16 protein-coding genes and 1 pseudogene are annotated in these 15,505 nt (G+C 59.0%); 12 read left to right on the plus strand and 5 right to left on the minus strand.

Annotated features, from left to right (window positions below; translation table 11 throughout):
- Positions 1-86 precede the first annotated feature (86 nt).
- The 5 genes from NQ018_RS10690 (at position 87) to NQ018_RS10710 (ending at position 4,900) form a co-directional block, all read left to right on the plus strand.
- Positions 87-1,562 (plus strand): glutamate-cysteine ligase family protein, encoded by a 1,476-nt coding sequence (locus NQ018_RS10690; RefSeq protein WP_257060908.1) that lies wholly within the window; start codon positions 87-89, stop codon positions 1,560-1,562.
- Between the two features lie 200 nt (positions 1,563-1,762).
- Complete coding sequence (locus tag NQ018_RS10695; RefSeq protein ID WP_257060910.1) at positions 1,763-2,590, plus strand: ABC transporter ATP-binding protein; 828 nt, start codon at positions 1,763-1,765, stop codon at positions 2,588-2,590.
- On the plus strand, positions 2,587-3,312 hold the full coding sequence (locus NQ018_RS10700) for an ABC transporter permease (RefSeq protein ID WP_257060911.1): 726 nt from the start codon (positions 2,587-2,589) through the stop codon (positions 3,310-3,312). Before NQ018_RS10695 ends, NQ018_RS10700 begins: the two co-directional genes overlap by 4 nt.
- Positions 3,309-3,989 (plus strand): ABC transporter permease, encoded by a 681-nt coding sequence (locus tag NQ018_RS10705; protein ID WP_373566943.1) that lies wholly within the window; start codon positions 3,309-3,311, stop codon positions 3,987-3,989. Before NQ018_RS10700 ends, NQ018_RS10705 begins: the two co-directional genes overlap by 4 nt.
- Positions 3,986-4,900, plus strand: a complete 915-nt coding sequence (locus tag NQ018_RS10710; protein ID WP_373566944.1) for an ABC transporter substrate-binding protein — start codon at positions 3,986-3,988, stop codon at positions 4,898-4,900. Before NQ018_RS10705 ends, NQ018_RS10710 begins: the two co-directional genes overlap by 4 nt.
- 103 nt (positions 4,901-5,003) lie before the next feature.
- Here the strand turns inward: NQ018_RS10710 and NQ018_RS10715 are convergent, their stop codons facing one another.
- The 3 genes from NQ018_RS10715 to NQ018_RS10725 form a co-directional block, all read right to left on the minus strand.
- Entirely contained in the window at positions 5,004-5,663 is a 660-nt protein-coding gene (locus tag NQ018_RS10715; protein WP_257060913.1) for an isochorismatase family protein, read from the minus strand.
- Positions 5,664-5,748: 85 nt separating this feature from the next.
- Positions 5,749-6,846, minus strand: a complete 1,098-nt coding sequence (locus tag NQ018_RS10720) for an NAD(P)-binding domain-containing protein (protein ID WP_257060914.1) — start codon at positions 6,844-6,846, stop codon at positions 5,749-5,751.
- A 5-nt stretch (positions 6,847-6,851) separates the two neighbouring features.
- Positions 6,852-7,664, minus strand: coding sequence for a TetR/AcrR family transcriptional regulator (locus NQ018_RS10725; protein WP_257060915.1), 813 nt, complete (start codon positions 7,662-7,664; stop codon positions 6,852-6,854).
- 251 nt (positions 7,665-7,915) lie between these two features.
- On the opposite strand from NQ018_RS10725, the gene NQ018_RS10730 reads away from it, so the two are divergent.
- The 4 genes from NQ018_RS10730 to NQ018_RS10745 all read left to right on the plus strand — a co-directional run bounded on the left by NQ018_RS10730 (position 7,916) and on the right by NQ018_RS10745 (position 11,041).
- Positions 7,916-8,122 (plus strand): heavy-metal-associated domain-containing protein, encoded by a 207-nt coding sequence (locus NQ018_RS10730; RefSeq protein ID WP_257060917.1) that lies wholly within the window; start codon positions 7,916-7,918, stop codon positions 8,120-8,122.
- Between the two features lie 31 nt (positions 8,123-8,153).
- A complete protein-coding gene (locus tag NQ018_RS10735) occupies positions 8,154-8,291 on the plus strand; it encodes a hypothetical protein (protein WP_257060918.1) in 138 nt (45 codons plus the stop codon).
- 86 nt (positions 8,292-8,377) lie between these two features.
- Positions 8,378-10,738 (plus strand): heavy metal translocating P-type ATPase, encoded by a 2,361-nt coding sequence (locus tag NQ018_RS10740; protein WP_257060920.1) that lies wholly within the window; start codon positions 8,378-8,380, stop codon positions 10,736-10,738.
- A gap of 42 nt (positions 10,739-10,780) precedes the next feature.
- Positions 10,781-11,041 carry a metal-sensitive transcriptional regulator gene (locus NQ018_RS10745; RefSeq protein ID WP_257054080.1) on the plus strand — a complete coding sequence of 87 codons (261 nt, stop codon included), beginning with the start codon at positions 10,781-10,783 and terminating at the stop codon, positions 11,039-11,041.
- 3 nt (positions 11,042-11,044) lie between these two features.
- Here the strand turns inward: NQ018_RS10745 and NQ018_RS10750 are convergent, their stop codons facing one another.
- Positions 11,045-11,971, minus strand: a complete 927-nt coding sequence (locus NQ018_RS10750) for an ornithine cyclodeaminase family protein (protein ID WP_257060922.1) — start codon at positions 11,969-11,971, stop codon at positions 11,045-11,047.
- A 135-nt stretch (positions 11,972-12,106) separates the two neighbouring features.
- Between NQ018_RS10750 and NQ018_RS10755 the strand changes: the two genes are divergently transcribed.
- On the plus strand, positions 12,107-12,826 hold the full coding sequence (locus tag NQ018_RS10755) for a type 1 glutamine amidotransferase domain-containing protein (protein WP_257060924.1): 720 nt from the start codon (positions 12,107-12,109) through the stop codon (positions 12,824-12,826).
- 553 nt (positions 12,827-13,379) lie between these two features.
- Positions 13,380-13,607 carry a hypothetical protein gene (locus NQ018_RS10760; RefSeq protein WP_257060926.1) on the plus strand — a complete coding sequence of 76 codons (228 nt, stop codon included), beginning with the start codon at positions 13,380-13,382 and terminating at the stop codon, positions 13,605-13,607.
- A gap of 648 nt (positions 13,608-14,255) precedes the next feature.
- Here the strand turns inward: NQ018_RS10760 and NQ018_RS10765 are convergent.
- A complete protein-coding gene (locus NQ018_RS10765) occupies positions 14,256-14,834 on the minus strand; it encodes a hypothetical protein (RefSeq protein WP_257060927.1) in 579 nt (192 codons plus the stop codon).
- A 207-nt stretch (positions 14,835-15,041) separates the two neighbouring features.
- Here NQ018_RS10765 and NQ018_RS10770 point away from each other — a divergent pair.
- A pseudogene (locus tag NQ018_RS10770) lies at positions 15,042-15,235 on the plus strand (glutamine synthetase beta-grasp domain-containing protein); the annotation flags it as partial.
- Positions 15,236-15,505: the final 270 nt, after the last annotated feature.

Here is a 15,505-nt window from a genome sequence, read left to right on the forward strand (position 1 = left end):
TGAATATAAGAGACAGCCCCAAACCCCCGCCGCCAACCATGAATCTTTCCCCACCCACCGGCGCCCGCCTGGTTAAGCTGGCCGCTATGGGCGACCAAGTAACCAGCAGCAACTACACCCCACGGCAACGCACCCGCTACCGCGAACGCCTCCAGCACGATCTAGAGGTGTTTGACCGGCACCTGCAGCGCGCCGCATTCATCTCCCAGGGCACGATCGGCCTTGAGCTGGAGCTGAACCTGGTGGATCAGGACATGGCGCCGGCACCCGTGGGCCAAAAGGTGCTTGATGGTTTGAGTGAGGATTATCAGTCCGAAATCGGCGCCTGCAACGTGGAACTCAACTTGCCGCCCACCAGCATTGAAGGCTTAGGCCTGGAGGAAATGCAAGGTGAACTGGAGCGCAGGCTCGCCGCCGTGCGCGAGCAGGCACTGGCCCAGGGCGCTGCGGTTGCCATGGTGGGCACACTTCCCACGTTGACCACGCAATACCTTTCCACGCCGGGATGGATGACGTCGGAAAATCGCTACCGCGCGCTCAACAATTCCATCATGCAGTCCCGCGGCGAGCTGGTGCGGCTCGACATCGCAGGTCAGGAGCACTATCTGCACGATTTTGAGGACATTTCCCCGGAGTCCGCCTGCACCTCTATGCAATTGCACCTGCAGATCGCACCGGATCGCTTTGCCGACGCCTGGAACGCAGCCCAAGCAATCGCCGCGGTTCAAGTGGCGCTAGGCGCGAACTCCCCGCTGTTTGCAGGCCACCAATTGTGGCACGAGTCCCGGATTCCGCTGTTCCAGCAGTCCATAGACACCCGCACTCAGGAGCTTGTGAACCAAGGGGTGCGCCCGCGCGTGTGGTTTGGCGAACGGTGGATCACCAGCGTGTTTGACCTCTTTGAGGAAAACGTTCGCTACTTCTCCCCGCTGCTGCCGGAAGATCGCCAGGACGCCGGCACCCCAATGATGGATGGCGAAAGCCCAGCCCTGCACTATTTGAATCTGCAAAACGGCACGATTTGGCGCTGGAACCGCCCCATCTATGACCCCTCCCAGGAGCAAGCGCACATCCGCTTGGAGAACCGCCTGCTCCCCGCGGGCCCAACCCCGGTGGATATTGTTGCCGATGCCGCGTTCTTCTACGGCATGGTGAAGTACTTGAGTAACCAGAACCGGCCCGTGTGGTCCCGCCTGAGCTTCGAGGCCGCCACCAAGAATTTCATCTCTGCGGCACGCCAGGGCCTGGGCGCAACGCTGCAGTGGCCGGTGCTGGGCGAAGTTTCCGTGCGCGAGCTCGTGGCCGAGCATCTGCTGGGCCAGGCCCAACAAGGCCTCGAGGCGCTGGGGGTGGCGGAGGAGCTCATCGAGCGCTATCTCGGGGTAATCAAGGGCCGCGTAAGTACCGGGCAAAATGGCGCAACGTGGCAACTCCATGCCCTGGCGCAGCAGCCACCCACGGAACCTGATACCCCAGAGCGCACCGAGGCGGTGGCAAAGGTGCTGCGCAGGTACCTGGAGCTGCAATCCACCGGCGAGCCAGTGCATACCTGGTCGCTGTAGGGCGCCTGGAAGAATATCGCATTTTATTCACCCGATTCCCGATCCTCAGGCTGCGCCTTCGCTCCCCCTTCCCCCTGGGCATGCTGCAGACCCGCTGCACGTGCTGAGGTGCGGCGCTTGGGGCGTCGGCACACTTTGCAGCGCACGCCCGTAGGGTGGGAGGTCAACGCTCACATTTTTTCAGACAGGAGCGAAGGCACATGATTACCTTCGAGGCAGTCTCCAAGATCTATCCCGACGGCACCACCGCGGTGCGCAACTTCTCCCTGGACGTGCCCGAGGGGAAGATTGTGGCGATGGTCGGCTCCTCCGGGTCGGGGAAAACCACGCTGCTGCGGATGGTGAATCGGATGGTGGAGCCCTCGGCCGGCGCCGTGCGGATCAACGGTGAGGACGTGCGTACCCAGGATCCCGTGGCGCTGCGCCGCAGCATTGGTTATGTGCTGCAACATGCGGGTTTGCTGCCACATCACAGCGTTGCGGACAACGTTGCCACCGTGCCTGTGCTCAATGGGGTGCCAAAGCGCAAGGCCAGGCAGGACGCCCTTGAAGTGATGGCGCGCGTGGGCCTTGGGCCTGAGTTGGCCAAGCGCTACCCCGCCCAGCTTTCCGGCGGGCAGCAGCAGCGCGTTGGGGTAGCGCGGGCGCTGGCAGCGAACCCGGAAATCCTCCTCATGGACGAACCCTTCGGCGCCGTTGATCCGATCGTTCGCCGCGAACTGCAGGACGAGCTCCTTCGCCTGCAGGCTGAGCTGGGCAAAACGATCCTGTTTGTCACCCACGACATCGACGAGGCGCTACGCCTTGGCGACCACATCGTGCTCCTACAAGCCGGTGGACAGGTGGCGCAACAGGGCACGCCAACAGAGCTTCTCACTGCCCCTGCAAACGATTTTGTGCGCAGCTTCATCGGTGCCGACGCTCCCCAGCGCACCCTCCACATCACCGAGGTAGGGGGCGTTGCGGTGGCAGTCGATGGGATGGGCCGGACCGTGGGGCGGGTCGTTTCGGACGGGGTGGCGCCGTGAGTGTCACCGGATTTGGCTGGCTTGCCGGAAACATTGAGCATGTGCTGGAGCTCGCATGGGCGCACTTGTTGCTCAGCGTGCCGTCGGTGTTGCTCTCGGTGCTGCTCGCGGTGCCGTTTGGCTACCTGGCTCACCGCCGGCCGCGCTTGGGTGGGCCCATGTTGTGGGCGGTGTCCTTACTGTATGCCATCCCAGCGCTGCCGCTGCTGATCATCATTCCGATTGTGGTGGGCACTCCCCTGCGTTCGCAGGCAACCATGATTATTGCGCTGAGCGTGTACGGGTTTGCGTTGCTCGCACGGAGCGCCAGTGAGGCGTTTGCTTCGGTGGACCAGCACACACGGCAGGCCGCTGTGGCCGTGGGCAACTCGCCACGCAGCATTTTCTGGCGGGTGGATCTGCCGCTGGCATTGCCAGTGCTCATCGCGGGGATCCGGGTGGTGACAGTTTCCACCATCAGCCTCGTGACGATCGGCGCCCTGATCGGTGTACCCAGCCTGGGCAATCTGCTCACCGACGGCTTCCAGCGCGGCATCGTGGCCCAGGTGCTGACGGGCATCATAGGCACAATCGTGCTGGCCATTGCGCTAGACCTTCTCGTACAACTTATCGGGCGCTGGGCGACACCTTGGGCTCAGGTTCAGGTTGGGGTTGCTGCTGGTGCTGGTGCGGGCGCGGGTGTGGGTGCTGATGCGGGTGCGAGCGATGGGAGGCACGAATGAATCTCTTTGCTCAAGCGCTGGATTGGCTGATGGAGCCCGCAAATTGGGCGGGCGCGGCGGGAATTTGGGTTCGGCTTGGTGAGCATCTCCTGCTCAGCGCGGCCGCCGTCCTCCTGGCCGCGTGCATCGCGTTGCCCCTGGGTTTGTATGTGGGACACACTGGGCGCGGCGCGGGTGTGGTTGGCGCGATTGTTGGGGCGGCGCGCGCGATTCCCACGTTGGGGCTGCTCACCCTCGCCGGGTTGTTCCTGGGGATCGGCGTTGGTGCCCCGCTGGTTGCACTGGTGGTGCTCGCCCTGCCTTCGGTCCTGGCTGGTGCGTATGCTGGGGTGCAGTCTGCCGACGTGCGCAGCGTCGGCGCCGCCAAGGCCATCGGCATGACAGGGTGGCAGGTGCTTTCCCGGGTGGAGGTGCCTCTGGGGCTCCCCGTCCTGTTGGACGGGCTTCGGGCAGCGACGTTGCAGGTGGTGGCCACTGCTACCTTGGCCGCGTACACCGCTGACGTGGGACTAGGCCGCTTCTTGTTTAGTGGCCTGAAAAGCCGTGATTATCCCCTGATGCTCGCCGCCGCCCTGCTCGTTGCTTTCGTGGCTTTGATCCTAGAAATTGCGTTTGCCGCACTGCAGAAAACTGCGGCATCGAGGACGCAGAATCAACAAAGTGAATCGAGGAAATAGAGATGAAGTTCCCCAAAATGTTGACGGCCGCCGTTATGGTTTCTGCTTTTGGCCTGGCGAGTTGCTCTAATGGTGATCCACTGGAGAATGGCGGAAGCAGTGGGAGTGGTGGGGGTGAGACGATTGTGATTGGCTCACAGGACTATTACTCCAACGAGATCATTGCAGAGATATACGCGCAGGCTCTGGAGGGTGCCGGGTTTAGTGTGGACCGCCAGTTCCGCATTGGGCAGCGCGAGGTGTACGTTTCTGAGATTGAGTCAGGCGCGATTGATTTGTTCCCGGAGTATTCGGGGCCGCTATTGCAGTATTGGGCGCCTGATACGCAGGCCCGGAAATCTGAGGATGTGTACGCCGAGCTAGCCAAGGTAACGCCGGAGGGTTTGCGGGTGTTGGATCAGGCTGCGGCAACAGATCAGGACTCCTATGCGGTGACCAGTGAGTTTGCTGCACAGTGGAGTCTTTCAAGCATTGAGGATTTGGCTGGGATATCTGTGCCCATGGTGTTGGGGGCGAATTCTGAGGCGGAGACGAGGCCGAATGGCCCTCGTGGGTTACGGGATGTGTATGGGATTGACGTTGGTTTCACCCCGATTGAAGATGGTGGCGGCCCGTTGACGGTGAAGGCGTTGACTGATAATCAGATTCAGTTGGCGATTATCTACACGGCGAGCCCTTCTGTGGTGAACAACAATTTGGTGACACTCAGCGATCCACGCGGCCAGTTCCTTGCTTCGCATGTGGTGCCGGTGGCGAGTGACGATGTTTCGGATGAAGCCGCGGAAGTGGTGAACGCTGTTTCTGCCGTGTTGACTGAGCGGGATTTGATTGAGTTGAATGCCCGGAGTGTGAATGAGCAGACTGCTGCGTCAGTGATTGCTAAGGATTGGCTGGTGGCCAAGGGGCTGTAGTCAGTCCCTGTGCTAATCCTGCGATTGCCCCCGTGGAGGTGGGGCGCCTGGCACGAGCTCACGCCAGTGCCAGTACCAGCACCAATACCCTTGTTACGGTGGCTTAGTAGTCCTCTTTTTGGTCCAGTTCCTCCTTCGCTGGGAAGTACCATCCGAAGATTTCGCGGAGGTTGTTGGAGTCTTCGCGAGCCCAGTTGCGCATGATTTCCGAGGCAAAGGAGATTGCGGTGACTGGGCTTGCTCCTGCTTGCACCATGCGGGTGATCGCGGATTCGTGCGCTTCTTTAGAGATGCCGCCGATGGCATCAACTACTGGGTAAACCTTGTAGCCTTCGTTAAGCATGTCCAGTGTGGGCAGGGCTACGCAGACTTCGGTCCATAGGCCTGCGACCACCACGTGTTTCGCTCCCGTGGCTTCAATTGCAGCGCGGAAATCTGCATCTTCCCAGGCGTTCACACCTGTGCGATCAATTTCTTCCTGGTCCTTTGGCAGGTGTTCCATAATCTCGGGAATGGTTGGTGGGTTTACTCCCATGTCCACGCCAACGGTGGAGACCACGATGGGCACTCCCCAACGCCGTGCCACCTCAGAAAGCACGCGGACGTTGAGTTCTGCTCGTTCGCGGGTCTTGGACTTGAGTGTATCCAGTTGGGTGGATTGGTAATCGATGAGTGCGATTACGGTGTTCTTCGGTGTGAGCAGGTGGTCGGCTTTTTGATCGCGGATTGGTTCTGGCGCGGTCTTCTTGGCGGAGGTATTCATTTTCAGGTACTCCTTCTGATTCTGGGGGTTGGGGCTTGGTTTGGGGGTTCAGTTGTTGGCCCGAGCGTCGTGTCAGGCCACGCCTCTAGGTGAGGAACATCTTTTTGAGTTGGCTTCCTGCGATTCGCCCGGCGCGGTTGGCCCCCACAGTGGATTGTGTGGGCCCGTAGCCCACCAGGTGGATCCGGGGGTCTTTGACCACTTTTGTGCCCTTGAGCTGGATTGCACCAAGCTCGTTTTGGAGGCCGAGGGGTTCGAGGTGCCGGATGGCGGGCTTGAATCCGGTGGCCCAGAGCAGGACATCGAGTGGGGTTTCGGTGCCGTCTTCTTCGATCACGCCGGTGGGTGTGATGCGCGTGAACATGGGTTTTCTGTTGAGCACGCCACGTTTCTTGGCGGCTCGTGCGTATGGGGTCCATCCGAGGCCGGTGTAGGAAACCACACTCCCGGTGGGTTTTCCTGCCTCCACGGCAGCAGTGACTTTGGCGATCACTTCCCTACCCGTGGTTTCCAGTTCAAATTGTTCTTTCCGGAACACTGGTTCACGCCGAGTGAACCAATGGACAGTGGCCACGCGGGAGATCTCCTCAAGCTGTTGCACTGCGGAGATGCCTCCGCCGATGATGCCAACCCGTTGCCCGGCGAATGCTTCCAGTGAAACGTAGTCTTTGGTGTGCATTTGCTTGCCGAGGAAGGTTTCTTGCCCTGGGTAGTACGGCAGCGTGGGGTTGTTCCAGGTGCCGGTGGCGTTCACAATTGCTTTCGCCTGCCAGGTGCCGTTGGTGGTGGCGATCCGGAACCCCTCCTCGGGGTTGTGGTTGAGGTATTCCACGCTGTGCACTGTCACGGGCCGCTGTATGGCGAGTTGGTGGTGGGCTTCAAATTGGGCAAAGTATTCAGGTATTGCCACTTTGCTTGGCGTGGCGAGTTCAACGGTTGGCCTTGGGTAGCTTGGCAGGTCAAAGATGTTGTTCACGGTAGCCATGGTGAGCGATTCCCAGCGGTGCCGCCAAGCCCCACCGGGGGCTTCCTCGGCGTCCAAGACAACGTAGCTTGGGGTGTCCCCTGGGGCTTCAAAGGCGTTTGCAAATCCTCGGTGTGCCAGGTGGTAGCCGGCGGATAGCCCGGCTTGGCCACCGCCGATCACTACTACGGTGGCCCTGTGGGTGAATTCGGTTTCCATTGCAGCTAACTCCTTGGGGCGTCGTGGTTGCTCAGGAGCTGCTCAAGTGTGGCTTCGAGTTGCGAGGGAGCCTGACATTCGCATTCCCCACCGCAGCAAGCGAGGTCTTTCGCCTCAACGCTCATTACTTGCAGGACTATGGCAAGCCAAGTTTCCGTCAGACTTTCAGGCAGGATCCCCCGTTGTTTTGCTTCGCGTAGGCGCTCCTGGAGCGGAGCGTTTGCGCGTTGCCGCAGACGTTCGCATTGTTCCTCCGGGAGTTCAACGGCGGCAGCTTTGAGTAAAATGTGCACATCGCCGAGCGGTTTCCACGCTTCTAGCAGGTACGGGATAACTTCCGTTTCCTGAATGCGCTCCAGTTTGGCCACCCGATCCAGTGTGCAGGCTTCCACCAGGTCAGCGCGGGTGCGGAAGTGTCCAATGAGGGTCATGCGGCCCACCCCGGCCGTCTTTGCAATTTCGCTTATCGACGCACCCGGGTGCCCGCGCAAGCACTGGACCGCCGCTGCCATAATCTTTTCCCGGTTCGCTCTGGCATCCGCTCTCTGGGGTCGAGTTGCCCGCTGCCCGGCGTCTCGGGCGCCACCGTCGCAGCCGCAGCCGGACACGCATCCGCAACTGCATGGCGTGGCTGTGGGAGATTCAGAAATTACAACCTGTGGTGCGGGAAGGATGTGCGCCACCTCAACCTCGGGTGAGGTGGATCGGGAGGAGGACACGTCGGAGCGAACGCGTGAATCCATGACGTTTGTCTGCAACGGTGTCTCCACATAATCTGCGGCCTCTCCAGCTTGGGCACTGTTCACCTTTGTTGCCATCGTGCGCACTGTTCCTTCCTTTTATATTCCCTGAAGTCTTTGCCACGCCATGCACTACACAGATGCTCTGCGAAGTTGGTGGGTTCGGGTGGGAGTCTCAGCATGAGTTCCAGACGCCCGGAAAAACGTATTGCGTTATATGAGTTAATCGTACTACACTCTAACTCGTACACAACAGCATGAGTTAGAAATAACCCCAACCCCTACCCCACTAGGCACCTGAAAATTAGGCACCTGGAAAGGAACTCACCATGATTGCGAACTACTCCGTTACCGGCATGAGCTGCGGCCACTGCGAGAATGCTGTCCGGGAAGAACTGGAATCAATCGCCGGCATCACAGACATTGCGGTGAGCGCATCCACAGGCACGTTGCAAATCACTTCCACCGAAGCGATCGCCGATGAACTGGTGCTCGCAGCAGTTGAAGAAGCTGGCTACACCGCAACCCGCTCCTAACCTCCCCACCCCTGGGAAAGGCACGCTACTCATGAACCCAGCCCTGAAACTTATTGGCTTCTTCCTACTGCTTGCCGTGCTCTTTGCATTGGCGTACTTCATCTCTGGAGCACTCATTCCCCAGGAGTGGGTGGAACAGTGGCAGACGCCCACACCAATGCATCACTAGCCACCATTTGGCATTCTTTGCGGTAGCCTTCCGCACCCCATCCCCGACTCTCAACTTCCAGCACCTTCTCCCCCTTGGCGGTACCAATGACACAACAAGCAAGCACCCAGACCCGGCAGTCAGGGCAGCATTCCTCCGATGCTGCGGGTTCTCTCGACATACCTGCCAACCTCAACGAGGTGCACATTGACCTGGACATCGGAGGGATGACCTGTGCTTCTTGCGCAAACCGCATTGAAAAGAAGCTGAACAAGCTGGAGGGAGTATCCGCCTCCGTGAACTACGCAACCGAGAAAGCCCACGTAGTGGACACGGTTGGAACAAGTGTGGACGAACTCATCGCCGTTGTGGAAAAGGCCGGATACAGCGCAGAGCCAATCCTTCCGAAGTCACCGGAACACACCGGCGATACGCAAAAGCTCAACACTGCGGCCGAACACCATGAATCCCGTGAAGAGCGCGAACTTGCACAGCTTCGGCAGCGCATGATCGTGTCCATCGTGCTATCAGTGCCCGTGATCTTGATGGCGATGATCCCAGCGCTACAGTTCGACTTCTGGGGTTTCGCCTCGCTCACGCTGGCAGCCCCCGTGATCGTCTGGGCTGGATATCCCTTCCACCGCGCAACGTGGCTGAACCTCAAACAGGGTGCCGCTACCATGGACACGCTCATTTCCGTGGGCACACTTTCGGCATTCCTATGGTCCCTATATGCGCTGTTCCTCGGCACAGCTGGCGACCGCGGGGTAACACACCATTTCAGCATCACTTTGGCGCCGTCAGATGCCTCCAGCAATATCTACCTCGAAGTTGCGGCAGGGGTGATCACCTTCATCCTTGTGGGCCGCTACTTTGAAAAGCGCTCCAAGAAGCAAGCCGGTGCAGCTCTGCGGGCACTCATGGAACTCGGGGTGCAACAGGCAACAGTATTGCGCGGCGGCACAGAAGTGACTATCCCAGCCGAGGAACTTCGGGTAGGAGACGAGTTCATCGCCCGACCCGGTGAAAAGATTGCTACCGACGGCACCGTGATCAGCGGCACTTCTTCTATTGATGCCTCAATGCTTACTGGTGAGTCCGTACCCGTGGACGTTCGCCCAGGCGTGGAAGTAGCGGGCGCAACTCTCAATGTTTCAGGCAGGATCGTGGTTCGCGCAACCCGCGTTGGCGCCGACACTCAGCTTGCACAAATGGCTGAACTTGTAGAACAGGCTCAGACCGGGAAGGCAGAAATCCAACGGCTCGCAGACAAAATCTCCGGAGTCTTTGTTCCAATTGCCATCGCCATCTCAGTAATTACCCTCGGTGCGTGGCTGGGTGCAGGATTCCCCGCGAGCGCAGCATTCACCGCGGCGGTTGCCGTTCTCATCATTGCGTGCCCCTGCGCACTAGGGCTTGCAACTCCCACCGCACTGCTGGTGGGCACCGGCCGCGGAGCACAACTTGGCATCCTCATCAAGGGCCCAGAGGTGCTGGAACCCTCCGGCAAGGTAGACACCGTAGTGCTGGATAAGACTGGAACCGTCACCACCGGAACAATGACCTTTGAACAGGTGATTGCTGCCCCCGATGTGGACTCACGTGAGGTCCTACACCGCGCTGGTGCGTTAGAAGCCTATTCCGAACACCCCATTGCGCAGGCCATCGCAAAGGCGGCGCGGGAGGAACAAGGCGAGCTAACCGCACCGGATGACTTCCGCAATATCGAAGGCCTGGGCGTTGAGGCAACCCTTTTTGGAGAGATCGTGCGCGTTGGACGGCGCGCACTCATGGAGGACGCCGGTTGGCGTGTCCCCCAAGAACTCGTTGAAGCGCAGCGCACCGCAGAACTCGCCGGCAAGACCGCGGTGTTTGTGGGTTGGGACGGCGCAGCGCGCGGTATTCTCACCGTCGCCGACCAAGTCAAATCCACCAGCACCCAAGCAATCAAGCTGTTCCACCAAATGGGCCTCCACACGGTGCTGCTCACCGGCGATAACACTCAGGTGGCTCAACAAGTTGCCAAGGAGGTAGGCATTGACACGGTCTACGCCGAAGTGCTGCCCAAAGATAAGGTAGCGGCCGTCCAAGCACTACAAGAAAGCGGTCGCACTGTAGCGATGGTTGGCGATGGCGTGAACGACGCCCCCGCCCTTGCGCTCGCTGACCTTGGCCTTGCAATGGGCGCGGGTACCGACGCAGCTCGAGCATCCGCAGACATCACCCTCATGCGCAGCGACCTCCTCGCCGCGGCAGACGCCATTCGCCTCTCGCGGCGCACGCTGGGCACCATCAAAGGCAACCTCTTCTGGGCCTTCGCTTACAACACCCTGGCGATCCCATTGGCCGCCCTCGGTTTGCTCAACCCCATGCTCGCAGGTGCCGCTATGGCACTCTCCAGCGTCTTCGTTGTCTCCAACAGCCTCCGCCTGCGATCCTTCAAACCCGTGACACCCCACGGGGTATGATTTGAGGCATTCATCCGCACCAGGTTCGCGCTAAGGAACATCATGCAGCTCAACCCCACCGAAGTGAAACCCTCCATTACCCGTCTCAAACGAGCCCAAGGGCAACTCGCAGCAGTAATCCGAATGCTTGAAGAAGGCGAAGATTGCGAGGCTATCGTCACCCAACTTGCTGCTGTATCAAAAGCCATTGACCGTGCCGGATACACCATCATTGCCACCGGCATGCGTCAATGCTTCACCGAAGGCGGCGCCGAGGGGTTCGATGCCGCCAAAATGGAAAAACTCTTCCTCAGCCTCAGCTAAGCACTATGCCTGGGCCGCCACCTGCTGAGCCAAGCGCTGCAACAAATAGGGTTCCGTCCCCGCCAAGCCCACGGAGAGATACAACCGAATCCCCTCCGCCGGCGGCGGAGCAAGAACATACTGGGAAAGCGGAGCCACCGCCACACCAGCTTCGGCCGCCACCGCAGGAGGATCATAGGCGTTCAACTGGGCCACAGAATCCGTGGTGATCACACTCGCAGCGGCCAGTAGGTCTGCGGCAAACTCCGCCCGCCCCACCTGCTTCGGACCCATGGTGGCAACGTAGGCATCGGGGCGTAACCACTGAGTGCGCAACACTGGCGATTCACTGTTAGTAGCGAGAATTACCACATCGGCGGCCGCCACCGCCTCTTCCACACTTTCCGCGGAGACCACCGGAAAGTCATATTGCTGATCCAGCGCCTCAGCGACCCGGACCTTACGATCAGGGGTTTTACTAAACAGCTTCACTTCAGTGATGGAGCGCACCGCCTGCAACGCCCACAATTGGCCCTGTGCTTGCACACCAGAGCCAATCACCGCCACGCGAACAGGGCCCTTGGGTGCGAGTGCATCATGGGCCACACCACCTAGGGCTGAAGTGCGCCGAACTCCGAGCTCAGAGCCCACAGCGATCGCGCAGACTCTGCCCGTGTGATCATCAAAAGCAACTACCACCTGCTCATCCACGGGCACCTCCAAGGTGCTGTACGCCCGAAAACCATGAGACTTCCCTGCAAACCGTCCCGCCGTGAACACCAGACCCCCAGCTCCCTCCCCCAATGCCGCATGCACACGCGGGGGCGCAGAAAGCTCGCCCTTCCCATGCGCGAGCACGGCTTCTCGTATCCACCCCACCGCGTCATGCGCGTGCAGGCGAGCGCGGATGTCGGAGTCTTCAAATAACCTGAACCCAACTTGGTGATCCACCTGTGCCACCCCTCTTTTTCCACCGACCTGACCTTTCAGCACAGGGTACCGGAGACCAAGCAAAAGGCGGCGCGCAATCTCCACCAGGTAGGCTGTGCTGTATCAAATCAACTACCTCAGTAAGGAATGCTCGCTATGAATGAGCCAGTCCACAAGGGCCGCATCCTGCACGTTGTGTCCAATGTTTCCGCCTACGGCACCGACTCAACGCACCCCACTGGCCTGTGGCTTTCCGAGCTTGTACACCCCTACCTGGCATTTGAAGCCTCTGGCTACGAGCAGGTAGTGATGAGCCCCAAGGGCGGAACCGTCCCTCTGGAACCGCGTTCGCTGAAGTTCCCCACCTATGACCGCGACATCAAATCCTGGCACAACGACCCAGCACGGATGAAACTCCTTGAACATTCCACCGCGGCTGCGCAGATCAACCCGCACAACTTTGACGCCATCTTTTTCACCGGCGGCCATGCAGTGATGTTTGACTTCCCAAATAACGAAGTTCTGCACCACATCACCAGAAGCATTTATGAAAGCGGCGGTGTAGTTGCCGCGGTGTGCCACGGCTACTGTGGCCTTGTAGAAGTGGAGTTGAGCAACGGCAAACCTTTGGTGAGTGGCCGGTCCATCACGGGGTTTTCCTGGATGGAGGAAAAGTTGGCGGGCGTGGCAAAGCTCGTACCCTACAACGCACAACAACGCGCGGAAGAGCAAGAGGCCCGCTACAGCAAGTCACGCATCCCTTTTGCCAGCTACACCCAGGTTGATGGCAGGATCGTGACCGGCCAGAACCCAGGGTCAGCGGCGGCTACAGCACACAAGACCCTGGAGGTGTTGGCTCGCCAACAGGCCATGTAACCGCCCTCCCCCAACCACTAGATCCACTTTTCAAAGCGGAAGAAATCCTGAGCAAGCCGCCCGGAGGCATCATGATCTTGCTCAGGCAGCGAATGGTCATTGGGATCGGGGGGCGGGGTTGTGTTCGTTGTAAAACTCCACGATGTGGAAACCCAAACGGTTGTGTCAAAGTAAGGCGTGTGCGTTTCCCACGCCTGCGCCTCGGGGTAGCTCTGTTCAATCAAGGCCCACACACGTTACCCAATTCCCCTGTTCTGTGCAGCGGTGCTCACATAGAAGAAGTCCAAACTTCCCCGGTTGGTCCCGGTCCCGGTGCCGGTGCCGGTCACGGGCTCCACAACCACGAAAATGGCACCTCAGATTTCACCGCTGTGCTCGGACTCGGCAAAATATGCCTTCGCACCGGCGCGAGCGAGCGACTCCTCCCCGTCTTGCGCAGGAAGAATCTGGGCACTGCTCGGACCAAAGTCTCCCTCAAATCCCAGCTGGAACGCTGGGGTGGTCTGGATTTTAGGTCCAGTTAATTTAAGCGACTTTGCTTAAAAACTGCTTCTTGAATTCCTCCGGCGATTGTTTGAAACAGTCCGACGGCGAGAGAGCTGAAATTACAGATGTCCATCTCCTTTCTGCGGACGACGATGTAGCCCTTCTGAAAGTGGCTGACGGAATCGAAGCTAAACAGTTTGATCTGCCCGACACACTCCCCGAGCAGGGAAGCGTCATCGATTTAATCGGTTTTGCCATCGGCCGCGGCTTTGCTTCGGTGACAACCTGGAGGTGAAGTCGTTCATTGAGAAGTATCCGCAGGGTGCAGGCATTCCCTACAAGGAGCTGATCGTTGCTTCGTCGGTCACCCCTCACGCACGTGCGAAGGTGACTCAGGAGGTCCGGGGCACGTTGGAAACATCATCGTTGGTGTTCATACTGCTGGAGGGCAAAACCTCGAGTGCGAAGACGGTGAAGGAAGGTTGTCCTGGCTCACAGCGTTTACACCCGAGCGAGTGGAATGGATCAGCTCCATAGTGGGCAGGGGTGCCGCGGATGTCCCGGTGATTAATGACGAAGCCGAGTCGCAGTGGAATCTATCGTCCTACCTGTTGCTTTCGAGTTCGCGGCGTTGATCATTCCCGTTTAATTGGGTTTTCCAAGCGAAGAGGGCCTTGACCAGAGTGGTTCCCGGCCAAGGCCCTGAATGGGCGGAGCGCTTAGTCCTTGCTATTGCGTCTTGACGTGAGGCTCCAGTAGATGCACATTGCTCCGATTACGGCGACAGTTCCAGCAGTCGTCATAACCGTAACCTGGCCCGTGCCCCAAAAGATTGCCAAGAGCACGCTCAGCACCGAGAGCACGATAGCGATGACGCCAGCACCAAACCCTACACGCTCTAAAACATTCATTTTCAACACCTCCAAGCTGGGATCAGTAGTGCTTAGTTGAGCGGGTCGCAGTTAACCTTGCAAGCAGCGATCTGTTGCCATGGCAGTTCCAATATAGGTAGCGGCTGCCCCTCCGACAACCAAGCTACCGCCGAGTCCGAGCGGTCCGTTGCGGCTGCGCCGATAGCCGCAGCTCCAGCCCCCGCCATCATAATCCACTCCGGCGTGCAATTTTGCATGAATACGGGCATGACACCTTCGACGACGGGTGAGTCGTACAACGCAACGATCTCGTTGCCGTCGACCTGGTACTCGAAGTTTCGGACAGTGCCGTCTTCAAGGAGCGTTGCGGTGGAAAACTCGCCTGCAACTGCTCCGTCTTCATCTACGATCACCACACTACCGCCCAGCTGCTTTGTGACCGAGCCGTTTGCGACACTGGCAGTGAAGCCATTTTCGTCCAGGTGCTCGAACGTCAGTTCCGCCACCTCGAAAGTCGCTGCTTGCGTTTCGTTGGCAGCAACGCCTTGGCTTGCGGTCGTGGCCTGGGCGGGAGCCATGCCGACTCCGAGGCCACAAGCGACAGCCACACCGACAGCTGCCATTTTTGCGATCATATTCTTCGGAGTCATTTCAATACCTTTCTCGATTTCCGATTGGGGTATCTAGTTTGGCAACAGATCGCCGATCAAATTTGCTTGTAATCCTGACCAGTAATCGCTTGCAGCACCCAGGTTACTTCCCCATACCCGTGAGGCACGTCACACGGACGATATCCTCCCTCTATACTTCTAATAAATTCATTGAATTAAATTGTGACGCAGGCTACAGATACCCCTATGAACTCACAGACCGATAATGTCCTGCAGTTGGTGGGACAGCAGGAGATTGCGTTTATCCGCTCTGGTTCACCGACATATTCGGCAGTTTGAAAGCGGTGATAATGTCGCCCGCTGAGCTCGAGAGCCCCTTCGAAGAATGGGTGGGCTTCGGCGGCTCTTCCATCGAGGGGTTTTCCCGCATTTCCGAGTCGGGATAGACGCCGCCGATATCGGTGCCCCAGCTCCAGCGTGGGCGAAGATGGACTGACTATCAGGAGTGATAGGTATGCTGGCCTTGGTTAGCGCGACTATATCATTATGGCTACCACCAAAGAATGACACGAACAACGAAGCCTGAAGTGTCCCGGGTTTTGTTCCGTTTGAGTAGATGGGAAAATCTGGAACATGCCAAAGAAGTTTGATCAGGATGCGAAGGACCGTGTGGTCCGCTTGGTTGAGGATCGTATTCTGGCGGAGAATCT

Origin of the sequence: Corynebacterium kozikiae (genome assembly GCF_024580965.1) — a bacterium.
Taxonomy (GTDB): Bacteria; Actinomycetota; Actinomycetes; order Mycobacteriales; family Mycobacteriaceae; genus Corynebacterium; species Corynebacterium kozikiae.

Bases quoted from the DNA above. Each gene is read 5' to 3' on its own strand.
- NQ018_RS10695 (WP_257060910.1), top strand. From the start codon at position 1,763: ATGATTACCTTCGAGGCAGTCTCCAAGATCTATCCCGACGGCACCACC.
- NQ018_RS10735 (WP_257060918.1), top strand. From the start codon at position 8,154: ATGAACCCAGCCCTGAAACTTATTGGCTTCTTCCTACTGCTTGCCGTG.
- NQ018_RS10715 (WP_257060913.1), bottom strand. From the start codon at position 5,663: ATGAATACCTCCGCCAAGAAGACCGCGCCAGAACCAATCCGCGATCAA.
- NQ018_RS10690 (WP_257060908.1), top strand. From the start codon at position 87: ATGGGCGACCAAGTAACCAGCAGCAACTACACCCCACGGCAACGCACC.
- NQ018_RS10725 (WP_257060915.1), bottom strand. From the start codon at position 7,664: ATGGCAACAAAGGTGAACAGTGCCCAAGCTGGAGAGGCCGCAGATTAT.
- NQ018_RS10720 (WP_257060914.1), bottom strand. From the start codon at position 6,846: ATGGAAACCGAATTCACCCACAGGGCCACCGTAGTAGTGATCGGCGGT.
- NQ018_RS10730 (WP_257060917.1), top strand. From the start codon at position 7,916: ATGATTGCGAACTACTCCGTTACCGGCATGAGCTGCGGCCACTGCGAG.
- NQ018_RS10745 (WP_257054080.1), top strand. From the start codon at position 10,781: ATGCAGCTCAACCCCACCGAAGTGAAACCCTCCATTACCCGTCTCAAA.
- NQ018_RS10765 (WP_257060927.1), bottom strand. From the start codon at position 14,834: ATGACTCCGAAGAATATGATCGCAAAAATGGCAGCTGTCGGTGTGGCT.
- NQ018_RS10740 (WP_257060920.1), top strand. From the start codon at position 8,378: ATGACACAACAAGCAAGCACCCAGACCCGGCAGTCAGGGCAGCATTCC.
- NQ018_RS10705 (WP_373566943.1), top strand. From the start codon at position 3,309: ATGAATCTCTTTGCTCAAGCGCTGGATTGGCTGATGGAGCCCGCAAAT.
- NQ018_RS10755 (WP_257060924.1), top strand. From the start codon at position 12,107: ATGAATGAGCCAGTCCACAAGGGCCGCATCCTGCACGTTGTGTCCAAT.